Below are 15,470 nucleotides of genomic sequence, written 5' to 3'. Positions count from 1 at the left end.
ATAAGAAAACAAGATGATTACAAAAACAATCCAAATCACAGAGGTTACAATAGATGAATTAGCAGATGCGGTAGCAGATAAACTAATGTTTAAAATTGAAAACTACCTTAAAGAATTATCTAAAAAACAAAATGATGAAATCCTAACAAGACAAGAAGTATCCGATTATTTAAAGATAAGTTTAGTAACAATACATTCCTGGAATAAACACGGCATTTTAAATCCAATTCGTATGGGCAACAGAATTTTTTATAAAAAAGAAGACATATTAGATGTTTTAGAACAACAAAAAATACATAAAAAAAGGTAGCAAATATATGTGGCTACCACAGCCAACGCGCAAGGCTATAAAGGTCACGCCCTACGGGTTTTGAAAAAAATCTCCACCCCAATATTATTTAAAAAAGAGGGTAGTATTTTTTCCAAAAACCTTGACAGCCTTATCCACGCCACAAGAACATACGGCTTTCTTTTTTTATTGTTTTTCTTTTAAAAAATTAATGGTGCGAAGCGTAGCGAAGCAATTTTAAATTGGATAGCTATGTCAACTTTTGAACTGAAAACACACCAAATCGGAAGAACCTATTCGCAACCTCATTTTTTTATCCTGAACAAAGGGCAAAACAGCGGAAAGCCTTTAATAAATCCCTGTCCTAATTGCTTTGTGGTAACTGTACCAACCGAAGAAGAAAAACACACCCTTTATCATTTATCAATGATGCTACAAATAGGCGGTTTCTATGCGTATTATTTAAAAGGTAGTGTAATTCCGTTTATTTCAATAAATGATTGCAGAAACACGCTTAAATATAGCTACACTTCATTACTAAATGAATCTAAAGAGTTGCAGAAGCATATTAGTATTGTGTCAGCTATTAGCCAAAAAGAAGCAGAATTACAAAAAGTCATTTCAAAAATGGCAGATTTAAAAGTGTCATATATACAAAATCTATTTTCTAAAAAGCAAAATCGGGCAACAAAGGGCAACAAAAACCAAATCAATCTATTAGCATAGTATTTGCCATATATTACTTGTGTTGGTTAAAGACCGTACCAAGTCCGTACCAACTTCGAACAAGTATTAATTTTAAATTTTATATACAATGGGTGTTATTTCACAAGGAATCCTGGGCGGTGTATCAGGTAAAGTAGGAAACGTAGTTGGTGCTTCTTGGAAAGGTATTGACTATTTGAGAATTAAGCCTTCAAATGTGGCAAATCCACGAACAGAAGGACAAGTTAACCAAAGAAACAAGTTTACTGTTACTTTGGAGTATCTTCAACCGAATTTAGGTTTTATCAAGAAAGGGTATAAATCTTATGCGGTGCAAAAAACAGAGTTTAATGCAGCAATGTCTTATGTATTGAATAATGCGATTACAGGAGCTGCACCAAACTTTACTGTAGATTATTCTTTAGCTTTATTAAGTAGAGGTAATCTATCTGGAGCATTGAACCCTGCAACAGATTTAGCAACTGCGGGACAAGTAGAATTTACTTGGGATGATAACTCTGCTGAAGGTAATGCAAATGCAACCGATAAAGCAATGATTTTAGTTTACAATCCAAGTAAAAAAGAATCAATGTATATTCTTGATGGTGCTGATAGAACTGTAGGATCACAAATCATTACAATTCCAAGTACATACGCAGGAGATACTGTTGAGCTTTTTATGGCATTTACTACAGCAGATGGTAGTATCGTGTCAAACAGCGTTTATTTAGGCTCTGGAACAGCTAATTAACGGTTGGTGTTTAAATTATAAAACCGTTCTACACGAACGGTTTTATTTTTATCATTAAATAAGTTCCTAATTCTATCTATTATTTCTTTCCTTTGATTAGTTCTTATAATCAAATATTTGTTGCCTTATTGTTGCCTTTTTAACTGAAACCCCTTATAAATAAGGGTTTTTTAATTTCCGATAGGAATTTCAGCCGTAATGAACTATAGCCGTTGTTGTACGTAGTTTTTTTATTCATACTCATAAATATGAGTCATAATCGGTTTGTCCTTTTCAAGATATTTAGTCGTTTTAGCAATTCGATTTTTTCTGTCGTATTCGGTTATTAATTTGCTAATAAATTCCCCTGTTTCTGTCGTTGCTAATTCTTCTAATTCTTGTCCATTATCGTTAAGCTTATACTCACAGATTTTTAGAGGTCTATATTCCCAGCTTTTGCTTTTATCCTTTAGGTGTCTTGGATTTCCCTCATAATCGTACCAAGTCATAGTATATTTATAACTGTTTTTTTGATATTCATAGAATTTAGTCCAAATAAGTCTCTCTTGGTCAAAAGATTTCTCTTCTTTGATTCTATTTTGATTGTCATAAGTCCAAACATATCTGTTTTGACTGCTCCAATGTTTTTTAGGTGCATTATATTCTATTTTTCGACCAAGACTATCGTATGAGTAAAAAGTTTCAGAGCTCAATTTCCATTGACGTTCCTTTTCAAAGTCGTCAGAGGTTAAGTTGTCCTTAAATTGCATACCTTTTTTCAATACTCGTCTGTAATCGTAAGCAATTCTTTTTTCCAATAAGTTTTTGTTATTGTAGAAAAATTCCATTTTTGAACTGTCGCAACAAACACCTTTGAGATTAGGACGATACTTTATAGTTTTTGTCAGCAAAGTATCTTTGTAAATATAGGTTGTATTCACATCGGATATACTATTTGCATTATCAGATTTATAACCTCTATATTCCTCGTAAATGACCAAGCTATCTGAATTAAACTTAACCTTTTTCACAACTTTAGTATTCAAGCTGTCAGTTCCCTCGTATTGAAGTATTTTGTAATTGAAAGATTTTTCTTGACACGAATAGAATAGAGAAAATAGAAATAATAAAATTAGAGGTTTATTCATTAAGTTCTGGGTTTGGTCAAAATTACGTACAACGTTAGCGTATAAATTTCAGTTGCGGAAAATCGGTTACGATTTTCCGATTGAGCTGAAAGATAGCAAATTGCAATGAATTTCCGTAGGAAATTCAGCCGCAATTGAATTTATACATTGTTAGGTGGCGTTTTTTTTTCAGATATTTATTTTCCAATTCAGTCATTAATTCTTTATCACGAATCGATTCCGTTTTATTTTTTAATTCAGTCCACGTTTTTAATCCGATGTTAGTAACGTTAATCCATTCCACGTCTTTAAGAATATTTTTGTCAGATAAATTTCGCTTTTCAGTCCTCTCTGTATATTTTCTTAATTCAGAGTGTAATTCCGTTACAATTTTATATTCCGTTTCCGATATTATTCCGTTTGCAATAAAGTCAGTATATCCATTTTCCAAATCCAAATCGTCAAAATATCCGCAAACACATTCGTTGTAATCACCAACTGAATTTTTATATTCAGCGTTAATCCAAAGTCGGTTTTGAAATTCTGAGTGAGCAATTTCAAAAAGCGATGATATCCATCTATCTCGTATCTTTCTTTTTATTTCTGCGTTCATTTCAAATGACACCTAACGGTCTCGGCTATGAGTAGTTGCGTGGGTTGGCACTCAACTTTCCAAGTACGCACCAAACTGAAAATCCGCGAGGATTTTCAGAAGTATACGAGAACAAGTAATTACTTATAGCCATTGTTGTGTGTAGTTAATCTTTAAAACCTATTTTGTTCTGATCCTTTCTTAGACTAGTTAATTGAGTTTTCAATTGTTCAAACTCTAGTTCAGAAATAACTTCTCGTTCCTTTAGCCAGCTAATATTCATTAATTGCTGTTCAGTGGGCATACCTAAATCGAGTTTTCCGTATTTGTCTTTTAGACTTTTATTAATCTTTTCAGATAATTTTGAAATAAAATCATCTACGTCATTTTCACTTGGTTTACTTCTAAACACTTCTAGATATCCATTGTTCATTGTGGGAATCAAAATAACGTTCTTTGATTTTAAAAAAGTTATTAGTCCGGAAAATAAACTTGCTAAAAATAGAAATATAAATACGCCATAAGGGTCATCTTGGTCTGGTTTGTAATTTTCGGGATTGAATATATTTATCAAAAAAAAGATCCCAAAAAACAAAGTCACAATTAACATAAGGGTGTCCGTCTTTTTTTGATAAACCATTTTTCTAGTGTCTATTTCTTCTAAACTAATTGTTGTTTCTTCAGAACTAGTCAAATTTTTGACTTTTACTTTTATGCTATTTTTGTTAAGAGTTAGTTCTTTTTGAGTAAACAACCTTCTTTGTTTCAATTTCATATTTTAATAATTACACACAACGGTTTTGGCTATGATACGTTGCGGAAAAATCCGCAGGATTCTTTCCGCCATAGCCGAAAGATAGCAAATTGCAATGAAATTCCGATAGGAATTTCAGCCGCAATGGATTATAGCCGTTGTTGTGTGCAGTTTTTATTTAATTCTATAAAGGGTAATTTTGTCATCAGATTCGGCAATACTTTTCGGTCTTATTCCATTTTTGCCTCGCGCATACAATAGAATATCTTTTTCCACAATATCAATTATACCAGGCATTTTTAATTGTTTTTTACTCTCCAATTCTGTGAATATTAAGTCCAAAGTTTTTGGTGTTTTGTTATAGTCAATTTTATATTCAAGACTGAATTTTTTTCCGTTTCTCATAAAGTCTTTTCCACCGATTTTTTCATTTTCCGATTCCATTTCAGCTATTTCGTTACTGTAAAAAACAAAGTTACCAGAAGAAGAATAAGATTCCCATTCCCATTTTCCAACAATATTAAATTCTGAGACTTTATTAAATTCACTTTGACAAACTAAAGTAAAGCCAATAACTAAAATTAAAAAAAGTTTATTCATATGAGTTTTCTAATTGCACACAACGGTCTCGTATAACCGTCAGTTACGGGATTAAAGATAGTGTTTTTCGGTTAAGCACTGACGTTAGCAATTCCGAGTGGATTCGGACGCAGTCGAATCCGCCGTAATTGCGGTTATACATTGTTGTGCAACGTTTCTTTATTCCCACGCGAGTTTTTTCTTGTTTTCAATAACCTTAATCAATTTCATTCTTAAATTTCCATTTTTCAAGTCAGCTAATTGGTACTCGGAAACAGTATGAAACTCTGATTCAAGACCATATTCTCCGTCAAAAGTCAATTCGTAAATTCCATTTCCATTCGATTTCCAATTACCTTTTTTAATTGATAAAATTCCATTTCCGCAATCATAGAATTCGGTTAAGTCTTTAAAAATAACTTTTCCATCATTTTTAAATTCAAAAGTGTAGACTATAAAATCATCTTTTGGTTTTTTGATTTTTAGTTCAAATCCACTTTTTAAATAATGATAGAAGTTATCCACGTAGTACTTTCCAATAATTTTATCCGATTCTAATTTTTCTTCCGTTTTAGATATGTCTGTTTTGTTAAAGTCAGTTTTAACCTCGACAATTTTTATACTGGAAGTTTCAACTTTATTTTGTTTTTCATTGCAACTGTAGAATAGAACTACAGTTAAAATCAGTAATATTTTATCTTGAATTTTCATTTTTCTAATGTTGCACAACGGTCTCGTATAACCGTCAGTTACGGGATTAAAGTTAATGATTTTCGGTTTAGTACTGACGTTAGCAATTCCGAGTGGATTCGGACGCAGTCGAATCCGCCGTAATTGCGGTTATACATTGTTAGCTAACGTTTTTTTGATTTTTTCAGTTTTTCTCTTATCAAGAATAAGTCAGAAAAATCAAACCATTCATCTTTCCTGTATTCGTATTTAATTAATTTTATTTTATTCGGTTTTATTTTATAATAATATGTATTGTTTGCTGGAAATTGACTGTCAATATTTTCTTTTGAAATTAATATAAGAGTGTCTTTTTTTATTTTCCAAGTTCCGATTTGCTCTTTATGTTTGATTTGATGTAAAACATAATAATAAATTCTATGATAAGTGCTGTCGTTATAAATAACCAAACTATCCAATTCAGATTCTGTCCATTTAATTCCATTTGGTGCTAATGATTTCTTTCTTTTTTTTTCAAATTTATATTCAGATAGAATTTTCTTTTCAGCACTATATGTTTGTCCAAAAATCGTATTGGATAAAATTCCAAAAAATAATATGATGAATGCTTCTTTCAAATGTTAGCTAACGTTGGCGTATAAATTTCAGTTGCGGCTTAAAATCCGTAGGATTTTAAGATTGGTACTAATTTAGCAAATTGGTATGAATTTCCGAAAGGAAATTCAGTAGCAATTGAATTTATACATTGTTGTAGCTAGTTTTTATTCTTTTATTAATATTTTTTCAGATGTTATTTCACCAACACTATCAATTATGTATATAGATTGTAGTTCGCCCTTTTCAGTGTATGATTTCATTTCTCCAATCGGATTATTGATGTTCCAATGTCCTTCTGTTGACAGTTTTCCATTTTCGTGATATTCTCGATAAATTCCTTTCATTTTGCCATCAACATAATTTATTTGAGAAGCGACATTTCCATTTTCTCTGTATAAAGTTGTAAGTCCATTTGGCACTCCATTTTTAAGAACGCTTTTAGCTTTGACTTTACCATTAGGGAAATAATCTTTTATCAGTCCATTTGGATTTCCGTCAACAAAATTAATTTCTTGTTGAAGTTGTCCATTTTCATAATAATATTTCCATTGTTTGGTTTCTTTTCCAGCTTTATAGTTTCCTTCTGAAGCAATTTTACCATCTTTGTAATACTGTACCCAGTATCCTGTTTTCTCATTAGCTTTAAATTCACCTTCAGACATTAATTCGCCACTTTCGTGGTAAAATTTCCAATCTCCTTCTTGGATAACATTTTTTGATGATGAATCAGCTTTTATTGAGCCTTCACTCATTAAATTTCCGTTTTTAAAGTAAACCTTAGAAGTTCCTTTAATTATATTTCCTAGCTTAAAAGTAGTTCTTTCTTCCTTAAGATTTTTTTTCTCTTTGTCATAATAGGTTTTTAAATTTGAAACATTTGCTTTTTCCGTTAAATCAAACTGACAAGAAATAAATAAGGATGATATTAGAATGAAGAGTATTTTTTTCATTTAGGTTTTCTCGAATTGGCTACAACGGTCTCGGCTATGAACAGTTGCGTGGGTTAGCACGGACTTTTGCAAGTACACGACAAGCTGAAAATTCCACAGGAATTTTCAGGACAAGCCGGTAATAGCAATTGTTTATAGCCATTGTTGTAGCCAGTACTTTTATAGGTTTAATGTTCCAATATAATAGTCAAACGTATTTTGGTATTCCCAATCTAAAAAATCAACGCTGTAGTTAATATTTGATGAGTAAATATGTATTTTATTCGTAATACATTCGAATGTTATATTTTTTGCTGAATTCTGTCTTATTTTGTTGTGGTTTGGGTAAGACGCATAATCCGAGTCATTCGAATTTGCTTCTCCCATAACAATAATGTCTGGGTCCATTTGGTCAATCCATTTTTGTGGTATTTTTCCACTTTTCCTTCCGTGATGTGGTGCAAACAATATGTTTGTTTTAGGAAGTGTTATCTCGTCCTTTATATTCTCCATAAAGTCTGTTTCCAAATCTCCCATCCAAATTGCAGTTACACCATCTTCAAGACTATATTTTATTATACAAGAAATGTTATTCGGTGTTTGACCGTTTTTAGCATTTTCCAAAGCCGTTTTAAAATATTCATTTGAGCGTATTGGCCAAAGAATAGATAAACCCGAACTTCCACGTGTTTCGTCACCAATATTCATCCACTTGCGTGAAGAACCTCTTTCTATATAAAATGCTTTATCTGAATTATGTAACTTTTTGTAACGTTTAAAACCGTCAGTTTCTACAGATTTTGTAGTCTCGTTTTTAACTACATAAAAATTGTCTATTCCGATTTCGTCATCGAAGTAGTCAAGTTTTTGAATATGGTCTTCGTCTGGATGAGTAGAAATAAATCTAAATATTCCTTTTCCTTTTTTCTCTTCTTTTATTTCATCAACTATATCTTTTTTATTGTCTTCCGACAAACAGCAATCTATACTTGTAAAATTATCAGAGTTATGTTTAATGTAAAACATATCTCCATCTCCAACACTTAATGATTTTATTATACTCATATTTATTTTTCCTTTTTCCTTGAATCAACTCTTTTTACGACAAATCCTGTCTGTTTACGGTAAGAAAAAACAAAAACGATTATGAGTGCTACAATCAGCATTATGTAAGAAGTTTTTTCTGAAATATTTAGCCAATCTGCTATTAGTTCATAAAGAACAGAGAGAAGCAAAGTACAAAAAAGTGAAATCAGAGTTCTGTACATATTGTTCACTTCCGAGAATAATTCAATTTTATTGTCTTTGTCGCAGGCAGTAATATAGTCTTTATAGTCAGCAAATTTGATAAATTTCAGTCTTTTACTTTGAAGTATTTTCCCGATTATTAATGAACCAAATCTGCTAATTACTAATCCAATAAAATAGTACAATACCGCACCAAGAAAATTATTTTCTTGTACTAAATCAAAGTTTGTAATTTCTCGAAGGAAGATAACATATAAAATTCCTGGAAATAAGTAGTTGAAAAGGTTATAAGACGATATTTTATCTATTATTTCTTTCATTCTTCGTATTGGCTACAACGTTAGCGTATAAATTTCAGTTGCGGAAAATCGGTACGATTTTCCGTTGAAGCTGAAAGATAGAAAATTGCAATGAATTTCCTTAGGAAATTCAGCCGCAATTGAATTTATACATTGTTAGCAAACGTTTTATTTTCATCTTTTCAGTATGTAATTCTTATTCCGTTTTTATATTGATTCAGACATTTTTTGTCCAATTCTATTTTCTCATTAATGAAAGAAATTCCTTTTCGCGTCTCTTTATATACCTTAATTAATTCTAGTGTTTCTAAATTAATCAAAATGCTATAAGAATAATCTGTACTATAATCAGAGATTTCAAAGTTCAGATAAAAGGGCATGATGTCTTTTGAGTGATACCAAGAAGCAGATAAATTTAATTTTGTATTTTTATTTTCCTCAAAGTATTCAGTTATACATTCAGGGAATACAATTATTCTATTTCTAATTTGTAGTATTTTTTCAGCTTCGTCAAATTTCGCAGGACTATATTCATTCGGTAAACCAATTATATTTCCATTTTTGTCAATTTGAAGAGGTGTATCTTTATGGATAACATCTCTATTTGTCAGAAGTAAAAATGAAAATAAAATCAAAAATGTTTTCATCCGATAAGTTTGGTTTTAATGTTTGCTAACGGTTTTGGCTATGATACGTTGCGGAAAAATCCGCAGGATTATTTCCGCCATAGCTGAAAGATAGTAAATTGCAATGAAATTCCGATAGGAATTTCAGCCGCAATGGATTATAGCCGTTGTTGTAGCAAGTTATTTTTCTTTTAAATTTTCAATTTTCCGAATTTCTCTTTCACTATTAAATTTCAGAAGCCATTCTTTAGGAATATAACTTTTAAAAAATTCCCATTTGTCAGATCTCAAATCCGCTTTTTTGAGTTTTTTCAGAATCATATTCAGATGGTCAGTATTCCAAGACCAAAATTCCGTATTTCTTATTTCTGTTTTTAGCCATAAATCAAATTCTTTCAGTTCATCCCAATTTATTTCAGCTCGGAAAGTACAATTCAGACATACGAGACTCCATTTCTTTTCAAATTCCGAAATATCCATAAAATGCTCAATTCCGTCTGGAACATTTTGATTAGTAGCAATTATTTTGGATTCACATTTGTCACATTTAAGTTCAATCACTTTCGGATAATGCTTATGAGCATATCTTATATGAGTTTTTCCTCCATTTTCAATTGAACTGTTCATTTTTTTAATTTGCTACAACGGTTTAGGTATAGAATACGTTGCTTGAGTTAAATATTAATTTTTAAAAATAACACAACATACCACAAGCAAAAGGATTACCGATAGGTAATTTCGTAAGCAATGTAGTATATACCATGTTGTATGTAGTAATATGAGCATTAACGATAAAATAAAAGAAATAACAGAAGATTTAAATTCTGTTCAATCTTTTATAGAAATAATAAACAACAAACAGTCTTTGTTGAAAAAACTAGGAGTTGAGATAATTTACAAAGGAGAAAAAATTATTTAAATTTCTCTAAGAATTTATCACAACAATATTCTGATTTTATAATTTCAGTTTGACCGTTTTTTGACATTTTTATAGTTAAAGTCATTTTAGATTCAGAACCATGAATATCGCATTTCATGTTTTTAGTTGTTTCTTTTAGGTATTCTTTAGCTATGTTTAAAGATTCATTAGTTGTTGATTTATCAAAATCACCTAATAAATCATTGGTTGTTTTTTTATTGTTTTCTACAATTATTTTTATCATATCATTTTTTATTACATACAACGGTCTCGTATAACCGCAGTTATGGAGTTAAAGTTACTTAATTTTTGGGTTAAGAACTGGCGTTAGCAATTTCGAGTGGATTCGGACGTAGTCGAATCCGCCGTAATTGCGGTTATACATTGTTGTGCAACGTTTTTTTTAATTCAATTGCATCTGTAAATTTTTTGCGAAACTTATTCTCAATTTCCTTGTTTTTTGTTTTAAAAATTGTTGCTGTTCCGTCAAAACTTATAATTTCAATTTCGCTTTGTTTGTTTAGAAATTCATTTGGTTTATTCCAGATATCAGAGTTTAAATCCGCATATGGTAATTCCGATTTTTTTAAGTTCGGAATGTCATTTTTAAATCCGCAGAATACACACCAAATAAAATCAATTTTACGGTTCTTGATGATTTTCAAGAGTTCAGTTCCACTAAAAGTTATTTTGTCCGATTCAAAATCCAGTTTTTCAATTTCTCCTTTGTCTTCATAATCAAAAATTTGATAATCTTGATTTGTTAATAACCAATTTAATTCTGAAAACTCCTTTTCAAATGGTTCAATTATCTCATAAAGATTTGTGTGAGATTCAACTTGGTTTGTATTTTCTAAAATTAGCGTCATTTTTCAAATGTTGCACAACGGTTTCGTATAACCGTCAGTTACGGTTTTAAAGTTAATAATTTTCGGTTAAGCACTGACGTTAGCAATTCCGAGTGGATTCGGACGCAGTCGAATCCGCCGTAATTGCGGTTATACATTGTTGTAAACAGTGCTTTTTTCATTTTCTAATTCTATTTACTTTGACATAAAACCAAGGAACAGGTTCAGCGTTCATTGGGTCATTTAGAAATTCCATAACTCCATTCCAATTCTCGACCTTTTCAAAAAGTCCGAATTCGTTTATTTTAAGTCCAAATTTATCTTTTAAATCATTCTCCAAGTCGTTGCAATGAAAAGAATGGAAGTCTCCACTTATTTCAATTCCGATTATGTCGTAACCTAAAAACTCGTCTTTTTCTAAATCGAGCTCTTTATTTTTAAGTTTGTTATAAATTCCAATTTCTCCGCTATTCGATTCAGTCGGTTTTGTCATTTCCAAAGCTTCGCTCAAATCAGATTCGGGAAAGCTGATACTTAATATTTCAAAGTCAGAATCATTAGGAAAGAACTTTTCTTTGTATTCGGTCAATGTTTTTAAGTTCGAAAACGTATTTATCCAACCGAGTTTTTCTTCTTCCAATTTTTTGTCTGCCCAAAATTGTATTTCCTCAATATTTTTGTCAGTCAGATTAAAAGTTTGTTTAGTTTCTTCTAATTCTTTCTTTTCAGTTGTTGCCCAAGAAATTGCCCACGAGTCAAAAAAAGAGTCGTTAATACAACGACTACAAGTATAAATTTCCGAACCTTTAATCGTTCCGTATTCGATAGGTTTTAATTTAATGAGATAATATGCTCCTATGTAGTATTTCACTCGGTTTTCGGCATTGTTTACAACGGTCTTGTATAAGATTAGTTGCGTGGTTTAGTTACTAACTTTGCAAGTACAAACCGAATAGAAAATCCGCGAGGATTTTCGTAAGCAAGCTCGTACCAAGCAATTAATTTTATACGTTGTTAGCCATAGTTGTTATTTCGTTTTCAGTTCAGTTCTCAATTCAGTTTTAAATTCCAGCCAGATAGTCAAAATATTTTCAGCATTTTCAATTTCAATATCGTCAGTCGTATTTATAATTGTTAGCGATAAATTATCAGTCAGTTTTTTTTCCGCACGTTTTGTATTCCGCCAAATTGGTCCAGAGTTTTCTTTGTCCAATTCTTTTTCGTTCAAGTATGATTTTCCAATAACATAATATGGAATTACATATAAATGATGATTGTCATAATCGTGTGGCATTAATTCGTCCATTCCTTGTCCGACATCTTTAGTCAAATCAATTCCGAGTTGTTTTTCAATTCCGTTCAGTTGAGTTTTAACGTCAGAAATTTTGTCAACATAATTCACGCAATCAGGACAATCACATATAAATCCGCTTTGAGATTTATAGAATTTTTCCGTTGCGATTCTATCGATTTCTAATTTTATATTTCCTAATTCTACGGTTGTCATTCAATTATGGCTAACGTGTTTGTATAAGTTTCAGTTGCGGAAAATCGGCTACGATTTTCCGTTTGAGACTGAAAGATAGAAAATTGCAATGAATTTCCGTAGGAAATTCAGCCGCAATTGAATTTATACTATGTTGTAAATAGTTATTTTTTTAATTCAAATGTTTTTCCATTCCAAGAGTATGTTTTTATAACTTTAATAGATTCAACTTCATAATTTTCATTCAGAATTGATTTTGTCAATAGAATCTGATTTTTTATTCCAAACTTTTGATTCGGGAATCTGTATTCAGTTATCGGTGTTGGTCCGTCACAATGAAGATATTCCGATTCAGGAAGTTCTATTAAATTGCCATCTTTTGTCTTTAGTAAATAAGTCGAATAATAATTTGAGCAACAAGTATCATAAACAGATTTCAAACGTATTATTTGTTCAACATTTTTCAAATTATCAACATTTAAAATCTTAACTGTAGTTCCTCTATAAAATTCTAATTCAGATATTTTTATTTCATAAAGTGATTGTCCGTTGTTGTTTTTTAGATAAATAGAAATTGGTTCAGGTGAGTTTTCAGTTGGAAAATTTTCCCAATACTTTTTTATTGTTAATGAGTCAATTTCAGTTAAATAATATTGTTCAGATTTTATAAAATCTTTTGATTCTTGACTAAAAGAGTTCAAGAATGTCATTAAAATTATTATCAGAAATGAGTTCTTCATAATTATTTACAACGTTAGAGTATAAATTATAGTAAGGGTTAAAGTATAGATACTATGATTTTGCTCAATGATTGAAATAAAAATTAACTTTAAAATTAAGCAGCATAACCCTTATTGTGTTTATACTATGTTGTGTGACGTTAGTTATGTCGGTTAAGGATTGGTTTCGCTCTTTTGATGATAAAATTATTTATTTAAGATACTATCTAATTCCTGTGTGTTTTTCTTTTCTAATTCATTTGGTATATTTTCTTCTTCTTTCTTATACTCTTTTGATTGGTTTACTTCATTTTCTTTATCACTTCTTAGATATTCCTTTATATTTTTACATTTTTCAAAACCAATAAAGGTATAGTTATGTCATTTAAAAAATTTATTTCTGATCTTGATTCCTTAAATGAAAAGTATCCTTATCTACAACCTTTTCATTCTCAATATTATTGGTGGATGAATTTGTATCTTTTATTGGCTTTTGGGTTAATATATTATTCAATTGGTTATGTTCTTTATCTTCTGTTTTTTTGTTAGATATTAATAAAGACCATAAGGCAATTCCGATACTTATAAGTGAAAGTAAATAAGGAAGCCAACCAGTTTTAGACTGAAACCAAGAAATGTGTAAATCGTATTTTTCTTTTTTAGATTTTTTGTCCGCAACATCTTTTCTATGATTCAAGTACTCAATCCAACTGTTGTGTTTAGCGACATCGTATCCGTATTCTGTTATTATAAATATTCCGTTTCCGTTATTACTTACAAGACCATGTTTAATTAAAACATTAAACCTTCTTTCTTTTTCATTATCTAATTTTCTTTGTGTTGGATTAATTTTAGTAGATGGAATGTCTTTAATATTTCCGTTTTTACTTATTTCTTTTAGTAAGTTAAATATCTCTTCTTCCATCTCTTTAATGTTACACAACGGTCTCGTATAACCGTCAGTTACGGATTTAAAGATAATGATTTTCGGTTAAGCACAGACGTTAGCAATTCCGAGTGGATTCGGACGTAGTCGAATCCGTCGTAATTGCGGTTATACATTGTTGGCTACAGTTTTTTAATTCCATTATAATTTTTCATTCAAATCTTGTCTTCCAACTATTGTCACTATTTCAACAATATTTTCATTGACTTTATAGAAAATACTATCAACACCACACACGCAACGTCGGTATCCTTTTTTTATATAGTCAACAGATTCAAAGGAAAAAGGACGTTCAGCGATAATGTCAAAATATTCAAAAAAAGACTCAAAATATTTGTCCGCTTGGGTCATTCCGAATTTTTTAACTCCGTAATGGTGAATCCGGATCAAGTCATTTTTCGCTTCATTTGTCAGTTTGTATTTAGCCATTAAGCAAAGACTTTGACTGAGCTAAAATACTTTCTTTACTGTCATTTGTAAATCCACTATTTTCAGCTTTTTCAATTTTAGCTCGAATCCAGTCAATTTGAACTTGCTGTTTTCGAGCTTGTCTAATCAAATCGTTAACTAATTCACTTTTGCTTGAATATTCTTTATTGTCCACTTGGGCTTTTAGCCATTCATCGTTCGGTTTTGTAAATGATATACTTTGTCTTGACATAATTATTTATTTGATGTAAATATACACCAAATTCGAATCATTTCCAAATTGTAGCCAACGGTCTCGTATAACCGTCAGTTACGGGTTTAAAGTTAATGTTTTTCGGTTTAGAACTGGCGTTAGCAATTCCGAGTGGATTCGGACGTAGTCGAATCCGCCGTAATTGCGGTTATACATTGTTGGCAACTGGCTTTTATTCCGATTAACAGTTTTCACAGGTTACATTTGGTTCAGCGTTTAGTAATTCCGTTCCACATTTTTCACAGTTCCGTTTTTCATCAGTCCAATATCCAGTTCGAGTAAATAATTCAACCGCTTCAGTCCATTTTTTATATTCCACGCTTTCAAAGTCAACATCTCCATTTGAGTCAGTTGGTGGTTCAGGTTGATTTCCATTTAAAAATCCGTTTATCCAATATTTTGAATATTCCGACATATTTTCAATTTCAGATAACGACACGAAAAAACTCCGTTCCTTTTTTGGACACCAAGCATAAATTCGTCCGCGAAAAGTATGTGGATTTCCAATCAGATAATGTTTTCCTTCACAACCTTTGTGATTAAACCACAAATTCTCGTCAAATTCAATTTCGTTCGTCATTTTTTCAGCTTGTTGCCAACGTTGGTGTATAAATTTCAGTTGCGGAAAATCGGTACGATTTTCCGATTGAGACTGAAAGATAGAAAATTGCAATGAATTTCCGTAGGAAATTCAGCCGCAATTGA

23 protein-coding genes are annotated in these 15,470 nt (G+C 30.9%); 3 read left to right on the top strand and 20 right to left on the bottom strand.

Going from position 1 to position 15,470, the window contains the following annotated elements; genetic code table 11:
• The first annotated feature begins 13 nt into the window (after positions 1-13).
• The 3 genes from INR78_RS01095 to INR78_RS01085 all read left to right on the top strand — a co-directional run bounded on the left by INR78_RS01095 (position 14) and on the right by INR78_RS01085 (position 1,745).
• The gene (locus INR78_RS01095) at positions 14-310 is read left to right on the top strand and encodes a helix-turn-helix domain-containing protein (protein WP_223077120.1); all 297 of its coding nucleotides are present in this window, start codon (positions 14-16) and stop codon (positions 308-310) included.
• A gap of 231 nt (positions 311-541) precedes the next feature.
• A complete protein-coding gene (locus INR78_RS01090; protein WP_223077119.1) occupies positions 542-1,015 on the top strand; it encodes a hypothetical protein in 474 nt (157 codons plus the stop codon).
• Between the two features lie 88 nt (positions 1,016-1,103).
• Complete coding sequence (locus INR78_RS01085) at positions 1,104-1,745, top strand: DUF6266 family protein (RefSeq protein WP_223077118.1); 642 nt, start codon at positions 1,104-1,106, stop codon at positions 1,743-1,745.
• Between the two features lie 230 nt (positions 1,746-1,975).
• On the opposite strand, the gene INR78_RS01080 is transcribed toward INR78_RS01085, so the two are convergent.
• From INR78_RS01080 to INR78_RS00985, 20 genes are all read right to left on the bottom strand, one after another.
• Entirely contained in the window at positions 1,976-2,872 is an 897-nt protein-coding gene (locus tag INR78_RS01080) for a hypothetical protein (RefSeq protein ID WP_223077117.1), read from the bottom strand.
• Between the two features lie 124 nt (positions 2,873-2,996).
• Positions 2,997-3,464 (bottom strand): hypothetical protein, encoded by a 468-nt coding sequence (locus tag INR78_RS01075; RefSeq protein WP_223077095.1) that lies wholly within the window; start codon positions 3,462-3,464, stop codon positions 2,997-2,999.
• Positions 3,465-3,609: 145 nt separating this feature from the next.
• Positions 3,610-4,218, bottom strand: a complete 609-nt coding sequence (locus INR78_RS01070) for a hypothetical protein (RefSeq protein ID WP_223077116.1) — start codon at positions 4,216-4,218, stop codon at positions 3,610-3,612.
• A gap of 153 nt (positions 4,219-4,371) precedes the next feature.
• Complete coding sequence (locus tag INR78_RS01065) at positions 4,372-4,797, bottom strand: hypothetical protein (protein WP_223077115.1); 426 nt, start codon at positions 4,795-4,797, stop codon at positions 4,372-4,374.
• A 159-nt stretch (positions 4,798-4,956) separates the two neighbouring features.
• Complete coding sequence (locus tag INR78_RS01060; protein ID WP_223077114.1) at positions 4,957-5,487, bottom strand: hypothetical protein; 531 nt, start codon at positions 5,485-5,487, stop codon at positions 4,957-4,959.
• A gap of 143 nt (positions 5,488-5,630) precedes the next feature.
• The gene (locus INR78_RS01055; RefSeq protein WP_223077113.1) at positions 5,631-6,083 is read right to left on the bottom strand and encodes a hypothetical protein; all 453 of its coding nucleotides are present in this window, start codon (positions 6,081-6,083) and stop codon (positions 5,631-5,633) included.
• 144 nt (positions 6,084-6,227) lie between these two features.
• Entirely contained in the window at positions 6,228-7,013 is a 786-nt protein-coding gene (locus INR78_RS01050; protein ID WP_223077112.1) for a toxin-antitoxin system YwqK family antitoxin, read from the bottom strand.
• Between the two features lie 159 nt (positions 7,014-7,172).
• On the bottom strand, positions 7,173-8,057 hold the full coding sequence (locus INR78_RS01045) for a hypothetical protein (RefSeq protein WP_223077111.1): 885 nt from the start codon (positions 8,055-8,057) through the stop codon (positions 7,173-7,175).
• Between the two features lie 2 nt (positions 8,058-8,059).
• Positions 8,060-8,560 (bottom strand): hypothetical protein, encoded by a 501-nt coding sequence (locus tag INR78_RS01040; RefSeq protein WP_223077110.1) that lies wholly within the window; start codon positions 8,558-8,560, stop codon positions 8,060-8,062.
• 161 nt (positions 8,561-8,721) lie between these two features.
• Positions 8,722-9,186 carry a hypothetical protein gene (locus INR78_RS01035; protein ID WP_223077109.1) on the bottom strand — a complete coding sequence of 155 codons (465 nt, stop codon included), beginning with the start codon at positions 9,184-9,186 and terminating at the stop codon, positions 8,722-8,724.
• Between the two features lie 159 nt (positions 9,187-9,345).
• Positions 9,346-9,792, bottom strand: coding sequence for a hypothetical protein (locus INR78_RS01030; protein WP_223077108.1), 447 nt, complete (start codon positions 9,790-9,792; stop codon positions 9,346-9,348).
• A 284-nt stretch (positions 9,793-10,076) separates the two neighbouring features.
• A complete protein-coding gene (locus INR78_RS01025) occupies positions 10,077-10,328 on the bottom strand; it encodes a hypothetical protein (protein WP_223077107.1) in 252 nt (83 codons plus the stop codon).
• A gap of 133 nt (positions 10,329-10,461) precedes the next feature.
• On the bottom strand, positions 10,462-10,953 hold the full coding sequence (locus INR78_RS01020) for a hypothetical protein (protein WP_223077106.1): 492 nt from the start codon (positions 10,951-10,953) through the stop codon (positions 10,462-10,464).
• A 157-nt stretch (positions 10,954-11,110) separates the two neighbouring features.
• Positions 11,111-11,803, bottom strand: coding sequence for a hypothetical protein (locus INR78_RS01015; RefSeq protein WP_223077105.1), 693 nt, complete (start codon positions 11,801-11,803; stop codon positions 11,111-11,113).
• Between the two features lie 156 nt (positions 11,804-11,959).
• Positions 11,960-12,439 carry a hypothetical protein gene (locus INR78_RS01010; protein WP_223077104.1) on the bottom strand — a complete coding sequence of 160 codons (480 nt, stop codon included), beginning with the start codon at positions 12,437-12,439 and terminating at the stop codon, positions 11,960-11,962.
• A gap of 143 nt (positions 12,440-12,582) precedes the next feature.
• Positions 12,583-13,158, bottom strand: a complete 576-nt coding sequence (locus INR78_RS01005) for a hypothetical protein (RefSeq protein WP_223077103.1) — start codon at positions 13,156-13,158, stop codon at positions 12,583-12,585.
• Positions 13,159-13,531: 373 nt separating this feature from the next.
• Positions 13,532-14,062: a hypothetical protein gene (locus INR78_RS01000; RefSeq protein WP_223077102.1), complete on the bottom strand. Its 531-nt coding sequence runs from the start codon at positions 14,060-14,062 to the stop codon at positions 13,532-13,534.
• Between the two features lie 162 nt (positions 14,063-14,224).
• On the bottom strand, positions 14,225-14,512 hold the full coding sequence (locus INR78_RS00995; protein ID WP_113966555.1) for a type II toxin-antitoxin system RelE/ParE family toxin: 288 nt from the start codon (positions 14,510-14,512) through the stop codon (positions 14,225-14,227).
• Complete coding sequence (locus tag INR78_RS00990) at positions 14,505-14,744, bottom strand: CopG family transcriptional regulator (protein WP_036118677.1); 240 nt, start codon at positions 14,742-14,744, stop codon at positions 14,505-14,507. The genes INR78_RS00995 and INR78_RS00990 overlap by 8 nt, the downstream gene beginning before the upstream one ends.
• 202 nt (positions 14,745-14,946) lie before the next feature.
• Positions 14,947-15,438, bottom strand: a complete 492-nt coding sequence (locus INR78_RS00985) for a hypothetical protein (RefSeq protein WP_223077101.1) — start codon at positions 15,436-15,438, stop codon at positions 14,947-14,949.
• Positions 15,439-15,470: the final 32 nt, after the last annotated feature.

This window comes from Mesoflavibacter sp. SCSIO 43206 (genome assembly GCF_019904215.1).
Taxonomy (GTDB): Bacteria; Bacteroidota; Bacteroidia; order Flavobacteriales; family Flavobacteriaceae; genus Mesoflavibacter; species Mesoflavibacter zeaxanthinifaciens.
This window is presented reverse-complemented; position numbering and strand designations above follow the sequence as displayed.

Excerpts from the sequence above, each read along its gene's own strand:
- INR78_RS01020 (WP_223077106.1), bottom strand. The coding sequence starts at position 10,953 with ATGACGCTAATTTTAGAAAATACAAACCAAGTTGAATCTCACACAAAT.
- INR78_RS01005 (WP_223077103.1), bottom strand. The coding sequence starts at position 13,158 with ATGAAGAACTCATTTCTGATAATAATTTTAATGACATTCTTGAACTCT.
- INR78_RS01080 (WP_223077117.1), bottom strand. The coding sequence starts at position 2,872 with ATGAATAAACCTCTAATTTTATTATTTCTATTTTCTCTATTCTATTCG.
- INR78_RS01085 (WP_223077118.1), top strand. The coding sequence starts at position 1,104 with ATGGGTGTTATTTCACAAGGAATCCTGGGCGGTGTATCAGGTAAAGTA.
- INR78_RS01025 (WP_223077107.1), bottom strand. The coding sequence starts at position 10,328 with ATGATAAAAATAATTGTAGAAAACAATAAAAAAACAACCAATGATTTA.
- INR78_RS00995 (WP_113966555.1), bottom strand. The coding sequence starts at position 14,512 with ATGGCTAAATACAAACTGACAAATGAAGCGAAAAATGACTTGATCCGG.
- INR78_RS01045 (WP_223077111.1), bottom strand. The coding sequence starts at position 8,057 with ATGAGTATAATAAAATCATTAAGTGTTGGAGATGGAGATATGTTTTAC.
- INR78_RS01040 (WP_223077110.1), bottom strand. The coding sequence starts at position 8,560 with ATGAAAGAAATAATAGATAAAATATCGTCTTATAACCTTTTCAACTAC.
- INR78_RS01090 (WP_223077119.1), top strand. The coding sequence starts at position 542 with ATGTCAACTTTTGAACTGAAAACACACCAAATCGGAAGAACCTATTCG.
- INR78_RS00990 (WP_036118677.1), bottom strand. The coding sequence starts at position 14,744 with ATGTCAAGACAAAGTATATCATTTACAAAACCGAACGATGAATGGCTA.
- INR78_RS01030 (WP_223077108.1), bottom strand. The coding sequence starts at position 9,792 with ATGAACAGTTCAATTGAAAATGGAGGAAAAACTCATATAAGATATGCT.
- INR78_RS01035 (WP_223077109.1), bottom strand. The coding sequence starts at position 9,186 with ATGAAAACATTTTTGATTTTATTTTCATTTTTACTTCTGACAAATAGA.
- INR78_RS01010 (WP_223077104.1), bottom strand. The coding sequence starts at position 12,439 with ATGACAACCGTAGAATTAGGAAATATAAAATTAGAAATCGATAGAATC.
- INR78_RS01065 (WP_223077115.1), bottom strand. The coding sequence starts at position 4,797 with ATGAATAAACTTTTTTTAATTTTAGTTATTGGCTTTACTTTAGTTTGT.
- INR78_RS01060 (WP_223077114.1), bottom strand. The coding sequence starts at position 5,487 with ATGAAAATTCAAGATAAAATATTACTGATTTTAACTGTAGTTCTATTC.
- INR78_RS01000 (WP_223077102.1), bottom strand. The coding sequence starts at position 14,062 with ATGGAAGAAGAGATATTTAACTTACTAAAAGAAATAAGTAAAAACGGA.
- INR78_RS01050 (WP_223077112.1), bottom strand. The coding sequence starts at position 7,013 with ATGAAAAAAATACTCTTCATTCTAATATCATCCTTATTTATTTCTTGT.
- INR78_RS01095 (WP_223077120.1), top strand. The coding sequence starts at position 14 with ATGATTACAAAAACAATCCAAATCACAGAGGTTACAATAGATGAATTA.
- INR78_RS01070 (WP_223077116.1), bottom strand. The coding sequence starts at position 4,218 with ATGAAATTGAAACAAAGAAGGTTGTTTACTCAAAAAGAACTAACTCTT.
- INR78_RS01075 (WP_223077095.1), bottom strand. The coding sequence starts at position 3,464 with ATGAACGCAGAAATAAAAAGAAAGATACGAGATAGATGGATATCATCG.